Below are 19,133 nucleotides of genomic sequence, written 5' to 3'. Positions count from 1 at the left end.
TCTCCCGTCTTTTATGTAAAGATAATTATTAACTATAAGAAATCTATTGACTTAGATAATCTTATTTGTAATAATTATAAATAAGGAATCATTGTTTATACATACTTTTAATCTAATAAAAAGGCAACTACCTCCACCAATCGAAGTAGTCGCTAAACCACCTACTCTACTAATGCAACCAATTCAGGTGTTATATCAAATGAGACCATTGTACCTACTTCAACATCTTTTTCAACGGGAGCGTTAATAAGCATAGGCTCTCCCGTTAACCCTTGTTTACCAGGGAGTCGAACATAAAGTTCCTGAAACTCTCCACCATAGGTAACACGTTCAACCTGACCGCAGTGCGCTCCCTCTTCTGAGAGCCGACAACCTTCAGGGCGAACCGAAACCTTAACCGTATCCAAATGTTCCTGCCATTCCGTCGGTAAAGATACTTTGCCAATATGTGTATGGATATTCTTTAAATCTGTATCCATTGTGCCCGTTAATAAATTTGTCTTTCCAACAAACTGAGCTACGAAACAGTTCTTCGGACAGCGATACATTTCTTTCGGCGTAGCTATTTGTTGAATAAGTCCGTCGTTCATAACAACTACTCTATTTGATACAGCGAAAGCATCCTTTTGGTCGTGCGTGACTATAATTGCCGTTGTATTTGTTTTCCTTAATATGTTTGTCACGTCAAAACGCATCTTTTCCCTTAGGCTAGCATCGAGGTTACTAAATGGCTCATCCATTAAAACAACGTTCGGTCGAGGGGCCAAGGCTCTAGCTAGAGCGATTCGTTGCTGCTGTCCACCAGAAAGTTCAGTTGGGTAACGATGCGCATACTCCTCTAAACCAACCAGTTCCAGTACTTCAGCGGCACGTTGTTTCTTTGCCTTTATACTCCATTTGTTTAAACCGAACATTACATTTTTCAGAATCGACATATGAGGAAATAGAGCATAGTCCTGAAATACCATTCCAATACCACGCTTTTCCGGAGGGAGGGTACGACTATCACTATAAACTTCTTTCCCATCAATGTGTAGCGATCCTTCAGATGGATTCTCAAATCCTGCGATCATACGTAACGTTGTCGTTTTACCACAACCACTTGGTCCGAGCAACGTGATAATCTCGCCTTTTTCGATATTTAATTGAAGTGAGTTAACCGCAGGCTTCTCTCCGCCTTTAAAATGTTTCGTTATATTCTCAAGTTGAATAAAACTCATCATTCCTACCTCCCAGACCGATTGATTATTCTCATCTATCAGTATATATTGAATTTCTTATTTAGAATTATTAAAAATTAGTTGAGAATGATTATCACTAAAGATAAAGTATAGCACACTTATTTTGAAAGCGTCAACGTTGTTCACCACCCTGTCACTGTGAATTGTAAACCTTTTCCTTCTAGAAGGAGATTAAAATAGTATATTACATTTTAAGTATCTTTTAAAAATGTTTATAATGAATAAGACATGGTGTAAAAATAAATATTTGTCGGGGAGTGAGTTACATATGGATACAACTATTACGATTCGGCTTTTACAATACGATGACTACCCTCAAGTAGAAGCTTTGGACACTGGGATTGAAGACGATTATGTAAAGAACATATTTGAACGACTTGTGGTAGAACCTAATTGCTTATTTGGCGTATTCCAGGAAGGCCAGCTCGTCAGTATGGGTGGATACACTGTTTACGCAAAAAATTATGCAATGTTAGGGAGACTTAGAAGTGATCGCCGATATAAGGGGAACGGTTTTTCAACATCCTTGATGTCTCATATGATACACACAGCTTTTCAGCAAAATGATATTCAATGGGTAGGGGCAAACACAGAAGAACATAATAGATCGGCACAACGTGTGATGGAGAAAAACAGGTTAACCAATTACGTAACATTACATAATGCTACAACAAAGGATACCTCCTCCCTCGAGTCTGGTGCAAAGCCTTGGAATTCTATTACCGATCTACAAAAGAAAAAGGACTGGGTTGAACAAACGTATGTAAAAACAGCAGCGATCTTCCCGTATGAATGTTATTATCCTTTTCCAGGTGCAACGAATTTATTTCAAGAAGAGGATCTAAAGAAATGGTCGTTCTATGAAAATGATGATAAAACGCGCTTTGTTATCACAAAGAATGACCAAAAGAAAAACCATTACTTGCATGCAGTCTATCCATGGAATGATTTCGCTTCACAAAAAGGATTATGGGAAACAATTTCAAATGATTATCACAAATTAAAGAAAGAAACTGGAGATGATACCTACATCTGGATGGATCTAACTAAGGAGGAAGCACATTCTCTCCCCCATCATCATCCATTCGAGTTGCCGTCACCATGGATGTTATTTGGGGTTGATAGAGCGCGCTGGGAACAATTATAGATTTATTCTTAAGTCGTTTTTAAGAGTCTTGTCATCACAGATGCAAGGCTTTTTTGGCATGTTATGCTTTTCTTTATTAAACAAACACTGAAAGAGTTCAAACCAAAATCAAGGTGAAAAATCCACCTTAAGTTTCGGAGAAGTAAATAGCTATGGAACTCACTTCTTGGGCGAGTCTAATTCTCGATATGCTGCTTGATACTTTCCACCATCAGCTACTTCTGCGTGATATAGTGCTTTCAGGGCATATTCCTTCTCAAGGTCATGCTCAGCCATCATTTCCTTTAGTTTCTTTTGCAATTCATTATTATCTTTGACCAACTTATTCATTTGGGATTTTAAATATTTCATTTCGTATATGAACTCCTTTTCAACTCTTTTTTCAATTATAAATTAAATAAGGGACGAATATGACGCGCATAATCGTCCTTTTCCCCTACTTAATCGCTTGACTAACTTTTAGTTTCTTCCCTTTGATTGTGGTATCCTCCATTGCCTGTAAAACGACGGATCCCTTGCCATTTAATATGTCCACATAGGAGAACGTGTCGTGGATATCAATAATCCCGATGTCATCTGCTGTTACACCTGGAATATTCGCTATCGTTCCCACAAAATCGACCGCTCGAATCTTCTTCTTTTTTCCTCCACCAAAGTGGAGTTTCGTAATATTTTTATTGATTCGTTCCGTTTTATTATTCTTAACAACGCGACGTCCCTTGATTTTCTCTTCAAACGCTGCTTTTTCACGAGCAACTTCCTGACGACCAGGAGCTTCCACTAATGGAATGTCAAAGCCGATGTATCTTTCAATTGCTTTTACATATTTTGCTTCAGAGGTTGTCGCAAAGGTAATGGCTTTCCCCTCATTACCGACACGCCCAGTTCTTCCCGTTCGGTGAACATAACTCTCTTTTTCTACAGGAACATCATAGTTGATGATAAGCGTCACGTTATCAATATCAATTCCTCTAGCAGCAACATCTGTTGCGATGAGATAACGGAAATTCCCTGTTTTGAAACCATCCATCACCGAAAATCTATCCTCTTGCTCTAATCCACCATGCAATTTTTCGCAAGGGTAACCAGAATCCTCTAATTCGCTATATAATATATCCACGTGATTCTTGGTTCTGCAAAAAATAATGCAGCTATCTGGGTTTTCAACAACCGTTACGTCTTTTAGAAGTGAAATTTTCGCTTCTTCCTTTGCTTCGACTAAACGATGTTTAATTGTATTTGTTGTTATCCCAGTAGCAGCAATTTCAATAGGAGAGGGATTTTTCATGTATTTGTGGCAGAGATTTTCAACATCTTTAGGTAAAGTAGCTGAGAATACCATCGTAATTCTGTTTGACGGAAGTTCATTTATTATCGTTTCTACTTCCTTAATAAACCCCATATTAAGCATTTCATCTGCTTCATCTATAACAAGATACTTTACCTCATCCAAATTCAATGTTTCTCTATCAATATGATCCTGCACACGTCCAGGAGTACCAACGACTACATGTGTTTTTTGTTTCAATTCCTCCTTTTGTTTTGCAAAAGGGTCTTTGCCATACACCGCTGTAGCTTTGATCCGTTTAAACCGACCAATGTTCGTGAAATCTTCTCGCACTTGAACAGCGAGCTCTCTAGTTGGAGTAAGTACCAAAGTTTGCGGCTTTTTTTCTTCCCATTCCATCATTTCACTAATAGGTATCGCAAAGGATGCAGTCTTCCCAGTTCCTGTTTGAGATTTCACGACAAGGTCTTCACGCTCCATCGCCCGTGGTATTACTTCGCGTTGCACCTCTGTAGGTGTTTTATATTTCAACACGTCAAGTGCTCTTTTTATTTCATCACTTATTTTATACTCCTCAAAACTTGCTTCACTCATTAAGGACCCTCACTTCTTCAAATTATACGACTTATATATAGGATCCTCTTACAAGAATAACATATACAAAAGCTGACTATGTTCATTATACTGGAAATTATAGACAAGTCGATAGTGAATTTGACACCTAAACCGCATTTATAGCATAAAAATCACCATGCACGTTCTTCGCATGGTGATGAGTTTTTCATTCGTTAACAGAATGAATCTTTTGATTTTGGCACCGATAATCCAAAGAGCGGCCTTAGGTATAGTGCTAAAAAGGTTCCAGCTAATGCCAGGATTCCCCAAAGATATCCATGTAAACTAAAGGATGCAATACCACCGAAGTATGCGCCGATATTACAACCAAATGCAAGGCGGGCACCATACCCCATGAGCACCCCTCCAATAACAGCAGCTGCTACATTTTTTAGGTTGATATTCGTAAACTTAAAAAGTCCGCCTGCTGCTGATGCCAGAAATGCACCAAGGATAACTCCCAAGTTCAATACGGTTGTTGAGTCAGTGAAGATGGATGCTTCTAATACTGCTGCATTTTCACCTTGCCAATATCCCCAGCTCGCTACATCGATTCCGATGAACTGTGCTACTTTTGATCCCCACAACGCAAAGGCTGATGTAACACCCCAAGGCTCACCGCGCACCATTAACGTTAAAGCATTAAGAACAGCTAATACAATTGCTGCTGCGAACAGTGGCCAAGATCCGCGAAAAATCCTCTTCCAACCTGTTGCTGAAGGTACAGCAGCCATTTTGGGTGGCTTTTTCTTTTTCTCTACTACTAAAGTAATCCAGGTAATTAAACCGAACAATGCAATGGATAGTACCCAAGCACCACCATAACCAAATCCAGTAGTGGTTGCTAGAGAAACAGGTTCAAATGCTGGTAAATCTTCCGTCCAGAATGGTAGATGCCTAGCCCCTATTACGGAACCAACAATAAAGAATAATAGCGTTATAAACATGACAGTTCGTCCTGATCCGACCGCAAAAAGCGTACCAGAAGCACAGCCACCTCCAAGTTGCATTCCTATTCCAAACATAAAGGCCCCCACTACCAGACTCACACCAATTGGTGATACATAACCGGCAACCTCTCCTCCAAAGAATGAAAAACCAAATGCTAGGATTGGAGCAAATAACGTAACTGCAACTGCTAACATTAACATGTGCGAACGTACCGCTTGCCCATTTCCGACAGACGCAAGCCTACGAAATGCCGATGTAAACCCAAAACGTGCATGGAATAATGTGTATCCAAGTAACAAGCCGATTACAAGTAGCAAAGGCTGAACCATATCTTGCGTAAACATTAGATAAATCATCAATATCGCCCCAACAATTAATCCACCAATTATTAGTGGCATTTGCGGGTTATTTAAATCTGGTCTTTTTTCCACCGGATCTTCTACTTCATTTATAGGTTGAACTATAGTTGTTGATGTCCCCATTTCAAAATCACCCTTTTCTGATAAAAATTATCGGAATTACTTTATTCATAATAACGATTAGTTAATATAGTGTCAATGCCCATTTTTTGAATTGCTGCTTTCTAAAAGATTATTAATGCTTACGAGCAGTTATCCACACCTAAAATTTTTATCCTAATTCCATTTTATGGTGGGGTTTACTTTCCCGTTAAACTGCAGTAAAATCGGTAAACTTAAAAATTTATACCATTGATAATCTACTTCTAATTTGCTATAATAAAGTGGTTTATCACTATTGAGGGGGAACTTCTTTGGCAATTGAAGTAGGAAGCAAGGTACAAGGTAAAGTAACAGGCATCACTAATTTTGGAGCGTTTGTGGAAATGCCAGGCGGCACAACAGGACTTGTGCACATCAGTGAGGTAGCTGATAGCTATGTAAAAGATGTAAATGATCATCTTACAAAGGGTGACCAAGTTGAAGTAAAAATCATAAGTGAAAAAGAGGGAAAAATAGCTTTATCGATCAAAAAAGCAATAGATAAACCGCCAGAGGCAAAACGCCAAGAGCGGCAAGGGAGAGACAATAGGAACTCCAAAGATAATCGTTCAAGAAATAATTTTAAGAAAGAATCTTTTGAAGATAAAATGGCTAACTTTTTAAAGACTAGTGAAGAAAATTTATCTACATTAAAACGCAGCACCGAAACCAAACGTGGCGGTAGAGGTGGAAGACGCGGATAAACTAACTCCGCACCCTATAAAGAAGGCAAGCCTGAATAAGAGGCTTGCCTTCTTTATCTTTACTATATACTATTTAATAAAATGGATCATGAAGGGATTAATCTATATACACATCGAGCACATTATCCAATTTGATTTCTGTGTGATCATCCAGTTGTAAACTAACGTTATCAACTTTATGTAGTTTACCTTTTTTAGTAAGATAATCACGTCCCGCATTATGTTTAACCTCAATCGTTAAGTCATTATGAATGGCTCGTTGTAGTTGCGAGTTGATTTCCATTAATTTTTGTTCATCGAGAATCGGATTTTCTTGATGTTTCCCCTCTTCCCACATATCATTTAATAATGCAATATGCTCAGGCAACATTAAAGACGTCCATTTCATCGTACCGCGATCATTCATTATTACGCCCCCACTCGTTTTTTGATCGGTCCAGCTGAAAGAATATTATCTAACTTAAACACTCTTACCTCCTTACGATAATAACAATAAGCAAGGATTAATCCATCGTTCACCTGTAGCACTCGAATATAGCGCTGGGTAACCTGACCCCTACTATCGATATAGAAGATCACCATTTTTTCTTTGCTTTCAACAGAACGAGTTAGCAAACCTTTCATTTTCTAGACCTCCTTATGATCGAAACATTTGTTCTAATTTAATTATATACGAACTTCAGTTCCTTTTCAAGTGAAAAAAATATGCCTATTTATTTACGATTGGTCATCCTCTTTTTCCCCTTCCTCTAAATCGATATCAACATCTTCTAAATCTAGCCATGAAAGCATTTCCCGTACAACATTATTCAATTTTTTATCAACCATATCATCGCCGTATTTTTTCTTTGCACGTTCAATAGTTTCCATAACCCCATTATCAAACTTTATCATCGGATCATCGCCTTCAAGTTCATTGAACAATTCTATCATCGTCTCATTTCCTTCTTGAATGCGGTCGATTGCCTCACTGTATTTATTATAATCATTTTCATTCGCCTTCATTTTATTCACCCACTATTAGGATGTCCAAAAAGTTGGAAAATAAAAGGTTCATTGCAAAGGACTGGAAGCTAAATTTTAAAACTCAATACTAACTGATTTTGCATAATGAGCCTCAGGATATTTGGTATATATTGAAAACAAGAACTGTGCTTGTGGCTGTCTCATATAAGTGATGGGAGGGGAATGGTTATTGGATTAGGTAGGGTAGATTCAATTAAATAGGAAGTGATTTCTTTTATTTGTTTTGTTTTACAAGTATCATCCCTAAAACCTTTTATACCACCATCGATAGATAAGGATCACAAGGAGCACGTATCCTAAATAAATAGAGATACCTAAAAAAAAGAATTGAAACGAAGTAAATAATTGGTTTCCTAAGTAGGCATACACAATCATACCAGGAATTTGGCCGAGAGCTGTTGCAGCCATATAAGTACTGAATAACATAGTACTTAACCCAGAATAAATATTTATTACAGGCGGAGGTACAATTGGAATCATCCGACTAAATAAGACCGCTATGAACGCATTTTGACTAATAATATAATCAAATTTCTTAACCTTTTTATACCTTGAAATAAATCGTTGGAATTGACGGACAAAAAAGTAACGGGCAAGCAAGAAGAAAATAGCGGAGGCCCCAATTGATCCTGTCCAATTAATAATTGCACCAATCCAAACTCCATATTTCGCCCCCATTATTCCAGCAAAGACACTAAAAGGAATAACAGGGATAACGCCAAAAAAAATGGCTAAAAAAAACATAAATGGAAGTTGCGATAAATCACTTTCATCTAGCCAAGTCAACAAAGGTTCACGATACAAAAAAGCAATGAATAAAATGGTTCCATAAACAATGACAGCAATAATTCCTTTTTTCATAATGATGTCTCCCTATAAGTAACTTAAGGCTTTCATCATTAGTATTTCCGACTTATCCAGAAACATTGCGACACGACTTAATAAATTTTGGGTTGGTTTTTAATGAATAAACAGTCATATTCTTCCATGAATGATCTTAGCTTCAATTGCAAAAAAACTTCCATTTTAATAAACCTATTTACAATTAATCTATTCAACAAAGGAGGGACAGTTTCCTGCTAAAAAACAGGACCTGCATATTAAAATGCTGAGAATGCAGCAATAATAAAGTAAACGTAACAAAAAAAAGAGCCTTGTAGAATTTCATCCACAAGACTCCTCTTATTTAATACCATTCATTCGACAAATAACGGGAAGTGACAGGCACCTCCTTACAAGCACCTCCTTACAAGTGATTCGTGACGTCTGCCTCTTCACGAAGGTTCTCAACAAGTACTTGAGATGCTTCCCCTTCTTTTTGGTTCCTTAATTCTTGTTCAAGTTCTGGTTTGAGTTCATCAAAAGATGGGACTTCTACTTCTTCACCTTCTGCTCCACCCATTTCCTCTTGTTGGGCTGCAAACTGTTCATAAAATTCTTCTACCTCTTCTTCCGTTGGTTCCGTGTCACCAGCCTCGCTAGTAATAAGCTTATCTAATTTTACTTGCAATTCTACCTGATCCATCACTTCTTCTTCACCCATACCTTGTTGTTCCATAGCAGACATGAATTCTTCTCTGGATTCAAGCTGATTCATTTCTATTAATTCATCTAGTGTCTCATCCATCTCTTCTTCTGACGCGTCAAAACCTGCGTTGTCAGCTTCTTGCACAAGAAGTTCTGTTCCAATCATGCTTTCAGCAACCTGTTCTTTTAATTGATCCTGGTCAATCTCTTGACCTGACATTTGTGCTTGCATCATTGCTTGCTGAAACTGCCCTTGGTAAGTAGCTTCAAATTCATCTCTTGGTATTTCTTCTCCATTTACCTCTGCAACAACATCAGGAACACCTTCTAAATCAGGCTCAGGCATTTCTGGCTGTTCAGCAGGCTCTTCCATTTCAGGTTCTTCTGTTTCATTATTATCTTCAGCTGTCTCGTCTTCATCACCGCATGCTACCATTACAAATACCAGTACGGCAAATGATAAACTTAATAACCATTTTTTACTCAAAATTATTCTCCTTTCCTCATACACAATTGAATTGGTGGCTAGTTTAACATAACTTTACTGTTTGTACACCCAAAAACTAAATTCAAAAGATCTCAGTACTCAAAAAAACTGCAGTAATTTTATTTTTATCACAACATTTTCTTACAGTCAAGAACATCCGCTCGACAAATATCGGGAAGTGGGCACCTTACTTACTTCTCTTTTTTATTCCTCACATTATTTATCCATGCCTTATCCTCATCCATCATTTTCTTTGCAGCGTAGATGGTAAGGAACTGGATAACAATGATCGGTATTCCCATGATCCCGGAAAGAACTTCCAGTGGAGCCAGACCACCTATTCTCAGCAAGGCCAGAGCAAGTACAGTTATGATGGCTGCAACAATTAACCGCAGATGCTTGGAAGGTTCTGCTACACTCATATTCTTGGTACCTGTATAAGATGCAATTGTATACGTTGTCGAGTCCAATGTCGTAACCATGAAAATCATCGCAATGATAACAAAGACTACAAGTGCAATAGTAGAAAAAGGCAACGAACTCAATATTTCTGGTATGACTGCCATAGCATCTTCCTGTACAACCTCCAATACAGAAACTTCTCCAGTTAGATACCTGTGTACACCAAGACCTCCAAGTATCCCTGTTGCTACCCAAGAAATAAGCGTGGGAGCTAATAAATATGTTAATATCATTTCTCTTATGGTCCTGCCCCGGGATATTTTTGCAGCAAATATACTGTGCAGCATAGCCCATGTAGCGCTATAGGCAAACCAAAATATAGTATTGCTTTCCATATGTGTGGTTCCACCCATATCTAAAGCGTTCGTGTAAAGGGATATATCGACATAATTCGATAACAGGAAGCCGACAGTGTCTGTAAAGTAATTAAGGATGAATATACCAGGCCCCACTATCATGATGAATATAGCAAACCCGCCAGCAAGGTACATATTAAAGGTACTTAATCGTTTGATACCTCTTTCTATTCCTAAATAAGCACTGATGGAGAATAGAAATACCCATACAATGGTCACGATCAATGTTAAGCCAAATGTAATCTCGATGTTGAATATTTCAGCTAAATTATAGGTCACAATAGGGGTTCCCAACCCTAAGGTAACAGCAGCACCTGAGAGTATGCTAACTAGAAAGATAATATCCAGTATCGTGCCGCCTAGACCATCCGTAAACTTATCTCCAAAAATAACACGACATGCCTCGGATATTCGCATAAATGGTTTCTTCCGAACATGCAAAATATAACCCATTGCGGGTGCTGCCATAACAAAGATGGCAAACACCTGGAAGCTCCACATGAACATGCTATATGCATTTCCCCATAATAATGCATCAGCCGAACCAGCTTCCGCGCCAAACGGCGGATCAACTGCGATATTGGCCCATTCAGTCATCCCTGTCCGCATAATGGTGGATCCTAGCCCCATTGCAATTAATATCGAGGAATATTCAAATAATGTGAACCTCGGCTTCTCTGTCGGATCACCTAAAACAACATCCCCGTACTTGGAGAATGACAGATACAACCCTGCGGCAACCAGTATAATGGCATACCATATGTAACCCCATGAAAATAGATCCACAATCTGAGCAAAAATGCTATTCAACAAATGAAAGGACTCATCTTCATACATGGAGAAAGGAATACTGATTGCGATAATAATAAGTAAAGATGGGACAAAAATTTTGTAATCTATTAATCCCCTTTTACTCGCCCCTTTACTTTTCTTACTCATTAAAGACCCCTCCAATTATATTTGAAAAAGTAAGTATTCCACTGTTTTTAAGAAGATCACTCCCTTTTTACAATATACTTGCTTATTACCACATGAATAAACCTGTAAAACTTAATCAAAGCGAAAATACACAAATAAAAATAGAAAGTAGCAGATACTCACATCCACAAAACTTCTTCTAAGCAAGCAAAATCGCTCGACAAATATCGGGAAGTGACAGGCACCCCCCAGGAAGTGGTACAATAGCTTGGAGCGTTAAATAACAGTTTATATGGAGGTAACATGCTTACATTTGAAGAGAAGTTAACTATTATTGAATCCTTTCCTGAATTACAACGAAACGATATATCCCTTGGCCGTATCAATTTCCATTTCGAAGAGAGTGTATTCGACAAGAAAATTGTGGTCTATCGACTGCACCCAAACGGAAACGGATTTGTATATGCTGAACAGATAAATGATAACTACACAATTGATTCTAAAGGGATGGTCAACATCCGAAATTTTACAGAACGAGAGCTTCGTAAAGTGATAAAAGAATCTATCACGTCTCTACGTGAATCAAACCCTTTTGAAGAAACATGGGTGAATGCTGAAAATGAAACCCTTAAAATAGTTCATGATCTAGATTTTAATGCATGGAATATTTATGCAGGAGATATGTTGGACGGAAGTTATGCAACTTATAACGCTGCGACTGATTATCTTCATCAAGAAGGCTTTCAGCGTTTACAAGAAGACATAGAATAAATACCGCGGAAAGTGCCTGTCACTTCCCGTTATTTGTCGAACGGATATTCTTGACTTTTGACCACTTGGCTTATCGACAAGTGGTCAAAGCCAAAACCCACATACAACATCCAGGATAAGTAAAACTAAGCCAACATGCATCACACGAAGAAATAGTTGTTTTTTTCGAGGGGTAACGTATTAGCCAATGAGCAATAAGAAAATTTATACTACTAAAAGAAGGCTTGCGGCGAATTTGCCACAAGCCTTCTTTTAAAAATCATATTCTGCTTCTTTGGCTTCACGAATTTGCTTATATGTTTCTGTTAATAAAATGGTATCCTCAACCAATCGATCGATTCGGAATAACACATCATCATTTGTGATTTCTTTTCGATGGAAATCCTTTTCCTCAATAAATAAATATGTCTGAACAATTTGCGCTTTCATATAACCCAAGATAGGTTTTAATTGTTGTTCCACAATTAAATAATGCTTCGGTGAGCCTGCTGTTACAAGCATGCTGACAACTTTATCGCGAAATGCGTTCTCTGGAAGTAAATCAAATATGTTCTTCAATGTGGCCGGTATGGACGCCTGAAAAATCGGTGTCCCCATAATAATGGCATCTGCTTCCATTAGGCTTTGCAAGACATATTTTGTATCGCCTTCATATTCTAGATAATTGCGACCATCACTGAATTGAATATCAAAATCTGCTAAATCAATTAATGTCGTTTGCGTCGCTGGATAGTTTTCAGTAACTGATTTAATGGTGTAGTCCAGCGCCGTTCTTGTTTTCGTACCGACTTTCGAACCCGATAATCCGACAACCTTCATTTATTTATTCAACTCCTAATTATTTTGCCGTATATTTTTTAATTGCTGGTAGAATTTCATTACCAATCAGCTCAATATTTTTCATTAATTTATCAAAAGGCATCCCACCGAAATCCATTTGTGCGATATACCGTTGATGACCGAATTGTTCGTGCTGGTAAAGAATTTTTTCAATTATTTCCTGTGGACTACCAATGTTCATAACACTACGCGGATCTGCCCCCTGTGCAAAGTTCTGTTTTGGAAAGCCTTGTCCATTCGTTCGCTTCATCCCCTCATTAATATGGGGATACATTTCTCTAAGAGCCTGTTGAGAACTCTCAGCCGCATAAAAAAAGCCTGCCGTTGCAACTGGTAATTCAGATGGGTCAAATCCGCTTTGTTGGGCCGCTTCGCGATAAGCATCAACCGTTCGCTTAAAGACACTGACCGGACCACCTAAATGAGCCATATACATCGGAACGCCAGCATAGCCCGCCTTGATCGCACTAGCAGGTGTTCCACCGACTGCACGCCAAATCGGGAGCGAACCATTTAGTGGGCGCGGAAGAACTTTTGCATCATTTAGAGCTGGGCGGAATTGTCCACTCCAGTTGACCACTTCCTCTTCATTAATTTTACGTAATAAATCAAATTTTTCTTCATATAATTCCTCGTAATCACGAAGATCATAGCCCAATAAATCATAGAGACCTACTCGTGATGCACGACCAGCAACAATTTCAGCACGCCCTCCTGAAATTAAATCAATTGTCGCAAAATCTTCGTACACACGCACTGGATCCGAAGTACTGATAATCGTAGAAGAGCTTGAGATTTTAATCTTTTCGGTTGCCTGGGCTATTGCCGATAAAACAACCGAATGTGCTTGCGTTACGAAATATTCTTGGTGACTTTCTCCTACACTAAAAAAATCGATACCTGCCTGCTCAGCATGCTGTGCTAATTCTATTAACTCACGAATACGTTGCTGCGGGGAAATCCGCTCTGCTGTACCAGGATCTGGTAAATGATCACCTAATGTATAAAGCCCGAACTCCATTCCTTTGCTTGGATCTAAACGATATTTTTCCATTTACTGACCAACCTTTCATTATATACTTTATTCTATTTTTCATTTACTTTCTTGGCAGATAGAGGTATAAAACTTTATTTAAAAAACCCCTATAACGAATGCCATGTTTCCTAATATCCAACTTAATGCTATTATAGAATATATTAATTTAATTAGGAAGTACGCACTTTTAAGTGGCATAGTATACAAAAAGATACCATGGAGGAGATAAAATGGACAAGCAGCCGGACTTATGTCGTGTGGAAGATGCATTAGGCATTTTAGTAGGGAAATGGAAACCCATTATCTTACTATACCTATTGCAGGAAGGTACGAAAAGATTCAGCGAGCTTAAACGCAGCATGCCTGGAATCACGCAGAAGATGTTGACAAAGCAGTTACGAGAACTTGAGGATGAAGACATTATAGAGCGCGTTGTATACCCACAGGTTCCGCCAAAAGTTGAGTATTCCATTTCTGAATATGGCCGGAGCTTGGAACCAATTTTAGAAGCCATGCATGAATGGGGAACGAAACACACGTTACACAAGATGAATAAATTAAATAAAAAGAGCATGTAAACTAGTTGGTGCTTCCAAATCACAAAACTAGCCCTTAATCAAAAATACTTGGTCGACAAATACCGGGAAGTGACAGGCACCTCACTCCCCGGATATAAGTTATTTATTTTCCGTCTACGACTTCTTTTAAGATTTCGTAAGATCGTTTTTGTTTGTCCTTGTCATACATATATGATATGGCCATGATTTCATCCACATCATATTTTTCCTGGAAACGGGTCAATTGTTCACGTACCGAATCTTTACTTCCTGTCAGAATCATGCTTGACATTGATGAAGCCGCTTCTTTCTCACGCGAATCCCAAAGTTGATCCATGTTTTCAACAGGAGGACTTAACGGCGATTGGGAGCCACGTATTATATTCAAGAAAAATTGATGCATGGTTGTCGATTCAAATTTTGCTTCTTCATCACTATCAGCTGCAATCACATTCAAACAGACCGTCATATAAGGCGCGTCTAAGTACTCTGATGGGTTAAATTGACTCCGATAAATGGAAATAGCTTCTTCCATATGTTTTGGGGCAAAGTGAGAAGCGAATACATACGGCAATCCTAATTTAGCAGCCAATACAGCTGAATCTGTCGAAGAACCAAGGACATAAATCGGAACATTCGTATCAACACCTGGATGGGCTTTTACAAAACCTTGAACTTCATCTGGTCCAAAATGCTTAAGTAAAGTTTTTACATCCTCAGGAAATGTATAAACCGAATCATTTTGAGATCGCCTTAGAGCATCGGCAGTTAGCATGTCTGTACCAGGTGCCCTGCCAAGTCCCAAGTCTAATCGATCCGGATAAATCGTTGCCATCGTTCCAAATTGTTCGGCTACAACCAACGGGGAATGATTAGGCAGCATAATTCCCCCAGATCCAACGCGTATGGATTCAGTGTGCTCCAGGGTATGTTTAATCAATATGGAAGTAGCTGAACTCACTAATGTCGGCGTATTATGATGTTCCGCAATCCAATATCGTGTATACCCCATCTTTTCTGTAGCTTGAGCCAAATCGATCATTGAATCAATGGCTTCTTTTGGACCCTCTCCTTGGCGAATAGGCGCTAAATTTAAAACCGATAACGGTATTTGTATCCTTGACATTTACATTTCTCCCTCATATTTATCGTTACAATGCTCGATATTTAGCTTGATTTTATTTACTCGTACATCTCATCTATATATTATTCCTTAAAGGAGTGCTTCACAAATCATATGTTTATCAAAGGAACACCATGTTGCTTTTATCCCTGAAAATATAATCCCCCTCCTTATAGGTCACTAAACTTTAAAATTCCATTTGAATAGTGAGCAAGGACCAAACGAAAAAGAAGCTCCCTTTCCTAAATCGGAAAAAGAAGCTTCATTTACTATTCTTCACATTTATCCCAGTTTAACAGGTAGTAACCACCCCGTCGAAAACATTTGTGCGTTGAAACCCCCACTGAATGACGTTTTATTTTATAAAACATCGCTGTTATTTTGCTGTGCTTCTTGCAGTTGTTGACGTGTATCGTGCAACTGTTCATAAGCTTGCTGAAATTGTGGGTTCTCCGTTGCTTCAGACCCTGATTCCTCCTGTGCGTTTTGTAATCCCTGTTCTACTTGTAGCAACTGTTGCTGTGCTTGTTGCAACAATTGGGCATCTGAGCCTTGTGCCTGTCGAGCTGTCTCTTGAGCCTCGTGAAGTTGTTGACTAGCTTGTTGTAGTTGTTGATGTAAGTTCTGTCCCATAAAATACCTCCATTTTGATCGTTGTGCAAACCTACATTTATTATTCCTGCTATTTTTCGTATTATGTATCATCGAGGAGGCTTTTAGTCAAGAATATTCATTCGACAAATAGCGGGAAGTGACAGGCACTACATCTTATCGGATAAAAAATCACTATTCTATTATTTTATTCGAAAAATTGATATATTTAAATGAATAATTAAGAATAAAGAGGCGATATACATGGAAAGTATTATCACGATGCAAGATGTTTTCTGGAGAAGAGATGGAAAGAAGATTTTGGAAGATATTAACTGGGAGGTTACAAAAGGTCAGCACTGGGCGCTACTTGGTCTTAACGGATCCGGAAAAACAACTGTGCTGAACATGTTGAATGGTTATATTTGGCCGACAACTGGAAAAATCAATGTATTAGGTCAGCCGTTTGGCAAGACAGATATCCGCCAACTGCGAAAATCAATCGGCTGGGTTAGTTCTTCTTTAGAGGAGAGAATTCGTTCTATGCAACGGACACAAGATATGATTGTAAGCGGAAAATACGCTTCGATTGGATTATATGAAGATCCGACAGAAGCGGATTATGAACAAGCTATTCAATTAATGGATGAATTAGCCTGCAGTCATCTGCTTGATCGTACATACGAAACCTGTTCTCAAGGAGAAAAACAAAAGATTTTAATTGCAAGAGCTTTGATGGCTGAACCGGAATTACTTATCCTGGATGAGCCGACAAATGGGCTTGATTTCATTACTCGTGAAGATTTGCTAAACACGATACAGCAACTGGCTACGCAAAAAAATGGACCAACTATTTTATTTGTGACGCATCATATTGAAGAAATTCTCCCGGTATTCAGTCATACCCTGTTACTCCGGCAAGGGACAATATTTGCTGAGGGAAAGAGGGAAGAAGTATTAAATAGCGCGCGTTTAACGGATTTCTTTGAAAAAAATGTTAACGTTGACTGGCATTATGATCGAGCATGGATGACGCTTCAAGTGAGCCATCAGTAAGACTAAATGAAAGAAAAAGCTTGCGGGAAAATAATTTCTCTGCAAGCCACATTTAAAATAGTGGGTTTTTATTATTTTTCGTCCATTCAGCAACCTTGTCATCATTTGCTTCTACCCATGCCGCCGCAGCATCTTCCGGAGATGTACCTTCAGAAATATACTATCTCACATTACTTGCTCCATATCTTCAGGTGTCCAATAAAATGAATCCAAAACCTGGTATACTTGTAAATAGCGGGAAATGACAGGCACCCCCGCACAGGCGTCGTACTCTCTATATGGACATTCCAAACATTTTTTCTTTTAATAAACGGCCTGTTGGAGTGTCTGCAAGCCCACCTTCCCCAGTTTCGCGCAAGCTGGATGGCATTTGTTTACCAATGCGGTACATTGCCCCGATTACTTCATCACAAGGAATTCTGCTTGTTACACCAGCCAGTGCCAAATCAGCGGATACGATTGCAAGTGATGAACCTGCTGCATTACGCTTAACGCAAGGAACTTCAACCAGTCCCGCTACTGGATCGCATACTAAACCCAGCATGTTTTTCAGTGTAATGGCAAACGCATCAGCAGACTGCTGCGGGCTGCCCCCTGCCATTTCGACGATTGCAGCAGAGGCCATCGCACCAGCTGATCCTACCTCCGCCTGACAACCTCCCGCTGCCCCGGAGATAAACGAATTATTAGCAACAACAAACCCAAATGCCCCTGATGTGAATAAATAACGAATCATTTGTTCACGTGTAGGATTTAACTGATCTTTCACTGCAAAAAGCGTTCCTGGTACACAACCAGCGCTTCCGGCAGTGGGAGTAGCACAAATTGTGCCCATTGCTGCATTTACTTCATTTGTCCCCATTGCTTTGCTGACAGCGTCCATCATTAAATTTCCGGATAATGGTGTCTTTTCCTTCATGTACTTTTGAATGAGTACGGCATCGCCGCCTGTTAATCCTGTTACGGACTGCACGCCTTTTAATGCATCCCCTATAGCATTTTCCATGACTTCCAGGTTTTTTTCCATTTCTGTGAATACTTCGGCACGTGATTTGTTTTTAACATCGATTTCCTGGCGAATCATAACTTCAGATAGCAAAATATTTTCCTTCTCAGCAGTCTCCACTAACTCAGCAACTGTTCTAAACATCTCGTAAACCCCCTCCTTTCAAAGATCAATTAGCAATTTTTGAAATCTGGATAATATGATCAGCGCACTCTAATTCTTTTAGAACAGGATCTTCAACATTCTGATCTACCTCGATAACCATCAATGCCTCTTCCCCTACATCTTTACGGTTAACTTCCATATGTCCTATATTTATTTCATGTTTTGCCAATATCTTCGTAACAGAAGCAATGGCCCCAAACCGGTCATTATGCATAATTAAAATCGCTGGATAATTTCCCGACAACCGTAGTTCAAATCCATTCAGCTCCGTGATTTCCACTTTTCCGCCACCAATCGAAATACCGGAAAGTTCCAGCCTTTCTGTATCATTACCAATAATGAGCCGTGCTGTATTTGGGTGGTCTGCTTTTGCACTGTCTTCTACGAATTCGATTTTCACACCTTTTTCTGAAGCGATTTCAAGGGCTTTACTCATTCGCGTGTCATCCGTTTCGAATCCTAATAAACCGCCCGCTAAAGCAAAGTCTGTGCCGTGCCCTTTATAGGTTTTGGCAAACGATTCATAGAGATGTATTTTTGCCCATTTAGGCTCTTTGCCAAATAAATTCCGAGCTGCTTTACCGATACGGGCTGCTCCCGCCGTATGTGAACTTGATGGACCGATCATAACTGGACCTATAATATCAAAAACTGAACTATACCTCATTTAGCGTCACCACCTTATTTTCCGTATATTATACATAGTATATATAATTATTGGATCAATTCATTCTTTTACTAACTTCTTGACAGCTTTAGTGGTACG

The 19,133-nt window shown here is 39.0% G+C and carries 21 protein-coding genes; 5 read left to right on the top strand and 16 right to left on the bottom strand.

Annotated elements, in window-relative coordinates:
* Positions 1-161: 161 nt before the first annotated feature.
* On the bottom strand, positions 162-1,220 hold the full coding sequence (locus OLD84_RS07760) for an ABC transporter ATP-binding protein (RefSeq protein ID WP_209462388.1): 1,059 nt from the start codon (positions 1,218-1,220) through the stop codon (positions 162-164).
* A gap of 289 nt (positions 1,221-1,509) precedes the next feature.
* On the opposite strand from OLD84_RS07760, the gene OLD84_RS07755 reads away from it, so the two are divergent.
* Positions 1,510-2,388, top strand: a complete 879-nt coding sequence (locus OLD84_RS07755) for a GNAT family N-acetyltransferase (RefSeq protein WP_209462327.1) — start codon at positions 1,510-1,512, stop codon at positions 2,386-2,388.
* Positions 2,389-2,547: 159 nt separating this feature from the next.
* Here OLD84_RS07755 and OLD84_RS07750 read toward each other — a convergent pair whose 3' ends face one another.
* From OLD84_RS07750 to OLD84_RS07740, 3 genes are all read right to left on the bottom strand, one after another.
* Positions 2,548-2,739 carry a hypothetical protein gene (locus OLD84_RS07750; protein WP_209462326.1) on the bottom strand — a complete coding sequence of 64 codons (192 nt, stop codon included), beginning with the start codon at positions 2,737-2,739 and terminating at the stop codon, positions 2,548-2,550.
* A gap of 85 nt (positions 2,740-2,824) precedes the next feature.
* A complete protein-coding gene (locus OLD84_RS07745) occupies positions 2,825-4,270 on the bottom strand; it encodes a DEAD/DEAH box helicase (RefSeq protein WP_209462325.1) in 1,446 nt (481 codons plus the stop codon).
* 194 nt (positions 4,271-4,464) lie between these two features.
* Entirely contained in the window at positions 4,465-5,724 is a 1,260-nt protein-coding gene (locus OLD84_RS07740; protein ID WP_209462324.1) for a YeeE/YedE family protein, read from the bottom strand.
* A gap of 290 nt (positions 5,725-6,014) precedes the next feature.
* Here OLD84_RS07740 and OLD84_RS07735 point away from each other — a divergent pair, with 290 nt between their 5' ends.
* The gene (locus tag OLD84_RS07735; RefSeq protein WP_209462323.1) at positions 6,015-6,446 is read left to right on the top strand and encodes a S1 domain-containing RNA-binding protein; all 432 of its coding nucleotides are present in this window, start codon (positions 6,015-6,017) and stop codon (positions 6,444-6,446) included.
* A 97-nt stretch (positions 6,447-6,543) separates the two neighbouring features.
* Here OLD84_RS07735 and OLD84_RS07730 read toward each other — a convergent pair whose 3' ends face one another.
* From OLD84_RS07730 to OLD84_RS07705, 6 genes are all read right to left on the bottom strand, one after another.
* On the bottom strand, positions 6,544-6,852 hold the full coding sequence (locus OLD84_RS07730) for a YolD-like family protein (RefSeq protein ID WP_209462322.1): 309 nt from the start codon (positions 6,850-6,852) through the stop codon (positions 6,544-6,546).
* Between the two features lie 2 nt (positions 6,853-6,854).
* Entirely contained in the window at positions 6,855-7,070 is a 216-nt protein-coding gene (locus tag OLD84_RS07725; protein WP_209462321.1) for a hypothetical protein, read from the bottom strand.
* A gap of 93 nt (positions 7,071-7,163) precedes the next feature.
* A complete protein-coding gene (locus OLD84_RS07720) occupies positions 7,164-7,451 on the bottom strand; it encodes an atypical membrane-integrating protein (Mistic protein) (RefSeq protein ID WP_209462320.1) in 288 nt (95 codons plus the stop codon).
* Positions 7,452-7,715: 264 nt separating this feature from the next.
* The gene (locus OLD84_RS07715) at positions 7,716-8,333 is read right to left on the bottom strand and encodes a TVP38/TMEM64 family protein (protein ID WP_209462319.1); all 618 of its coding nucleotides are present in this window, start codon (positions 8,331-8,333) and stop codon (positions 7,716-7,718) included.
* A 385-nt stretch (positions 8,334-8,718) separates the two neighbouring features.
* Entirely contained in the window at positions 8,719-9,486 is a 768-nt protein-coding gene (locus OLD84_RS07710; protein ID WP_245301491.1) for a SurA N-terminal domain-containing protein, read from the bottom strand.
* A gap of 191 nt (positions 9,487-9,677) precedes the next feature.
* On the bottom strand, positions 9,678-11,243 hold the full coding sequence (locus tag OLD84_RS07705) for a BCCT family transporter (RefSeq protein WP_209462318.1): 1,566 nt from the start codon (positions 11,241-11,243) through the stop codon (positions 9,678-9,680).
* A gap of 282 nt (positions 11,244-11,525) precedes the next feature.
* Here OLD84_RS07705 and OLD84_RS07700 point away from each other — a divergent pair, with 282 nt between their 5' ends.
* Positions 11,526-11,993, top strand: coding sequence for a hypothetical protein (locus OLD84_RS07700; protein ID WP_209462317.1), 468 nt, complete (start codon positions 11,526-11,528; stop codon positions 11,991-11,993).
* Between the two features lie 252 nt (positions 11,994-12,245).
* On the opposite strand, the gene OLD84_RS07695 is transcribed toward OLD84_RS07700, so the two are convergent.
* Together OLD84_RS07695 and OLD84_RS07690 are read right to left on the bottom strand one after the other, a co-directional pair.
* Complete coding sequence (locus OLD84_RS07695; protein WP_209462316.1) at positions 12,246-12,812, bottom strand: NADPH-dependent FMN reductase; 567 nt, start codon at positions 12,810-12,812, stop codon at positions 12,246-12,248.
* Between the two features lie 19 nt (positions 12,813-12,831).
* Positions 12,832-13,887, bottom strand: coding sequence for an LLM class flavin-dependent oxidoreductase (locus OLD84_RS07690; RefSeq protein WP_209462315.1), 1,056 nt, complete (start codon positions 13,885-13,887; stop codon positions 12,832-12,834).
* Positions 13,888-14,099: 212 nt separating this feature from the next.
* Between OLD84_RS07690 and OLD84_RS07685 the strand changes: the two genes are divergently transcribed.
* Positions 14,100-14,447: a winged helix-turn-helix transcriptional regulator gene (locus OLD84_RS07685; RefSeq protein ID WP_209462314.1), complete on the top strand. Its 348-nt coding sequence runs from the start codon at positions 14,100-14,102 to the stop codon at positions 14,445-14,447.
* Positions 14,448-14,550: 103 nt separating this feature from the next.
* Here the strand turns inward: OLD84_RS07685 and OLD84_RS07680 are convergent, their stop codons facing one another.
* Together OLD84_RS07680 and OLD84_RS07675 are read right to left on the bottom strand one after the other, a co-directional pair.
* The gene (locus OLD84_RS07680; protein WP_209462313.1) at positions 14,551-15,552 is read right to left on the bottom strand and encodes an LLM class flavin-dependent oxidoreductase; all 1,002 of its coding nucleotides are present in this window, start codon (positions 15,550-15,552) and stop codon (positions 14,551-14,553) included.
* A gap of 357 nt (positions 15,553-15,909) precedes the next feature.
* Entirely contained in the window at positions 15,910-16,182 is a 273-nt protein-coding gene (locus OLD84_RS07675) for a hypothetical protein (protein ID WP_209462312.1), read from the bottom strand.
* 222 nt (positions 16,183-16,404) lie between these two features.
* Between OLD84_RS07675 and OLD84_RS07670 the strand changes: the two genes are divergently transcribed.
* Positions 16,405-17,196 (top strand): ABC transporter ATP-binding protein, encoded by a 792-nt coding sequence (locus OLD84_RS07670; protein WP_209462311.1) that lies wholly within the window; start codon positions 16,405-16,407, stop codon positions 17,194-17,196.
* Between the two features lie 274 nt (positions 17,197-17,470).
* Here OLD84_RS07670 and sdaAA read toward each other — a convergent pair whose 3' ends face one another.
* Positions 17,471-18,346 carry an L-serine ammonia-lyase, iron-sulfur-dependent, subunit alpha gene (gene sdaAA, locus OLD84_RS07660; protein WP_209462310.1) on the bottom strand — a complete coding sequence of 292 codons (876 nt, stop codon included), beginning with the start codon at positions 18,344-18,346 and terminating at the stop codon, positions 17,471-17,473.
* A 25-nt stretch (positions 18,347-18,371) separates the two neighbouring features.
* Entirely contained in the window at positions 18,372-19,034 is a 663-nt protein-coding gene (sdaAB, locus tag OLD84_RS07655; protein WP_209462309.1) for an L-serine ammonia-lyase, iron-sulfur-dependent subunit beta, read from the bottom strand.
* Positions 19,035-19,133 lie beyond the last annotated feature (99 nt).

It is taken from the genome of Virgibacillus natechei, assembly GCF_026013645.1.
In the GTDB taxonomy this organism is placed as follows: Bacteria; Bacillota; Bacilli; order Bacillales; family Amphibacillaceae; genus Virgibacillus_L; species Virgibacillus_L natechei.
Note: the sequence above shows the minus strand (reverse complement) of the source record. Positions and strands in the feature narration are given on the sequence as shown.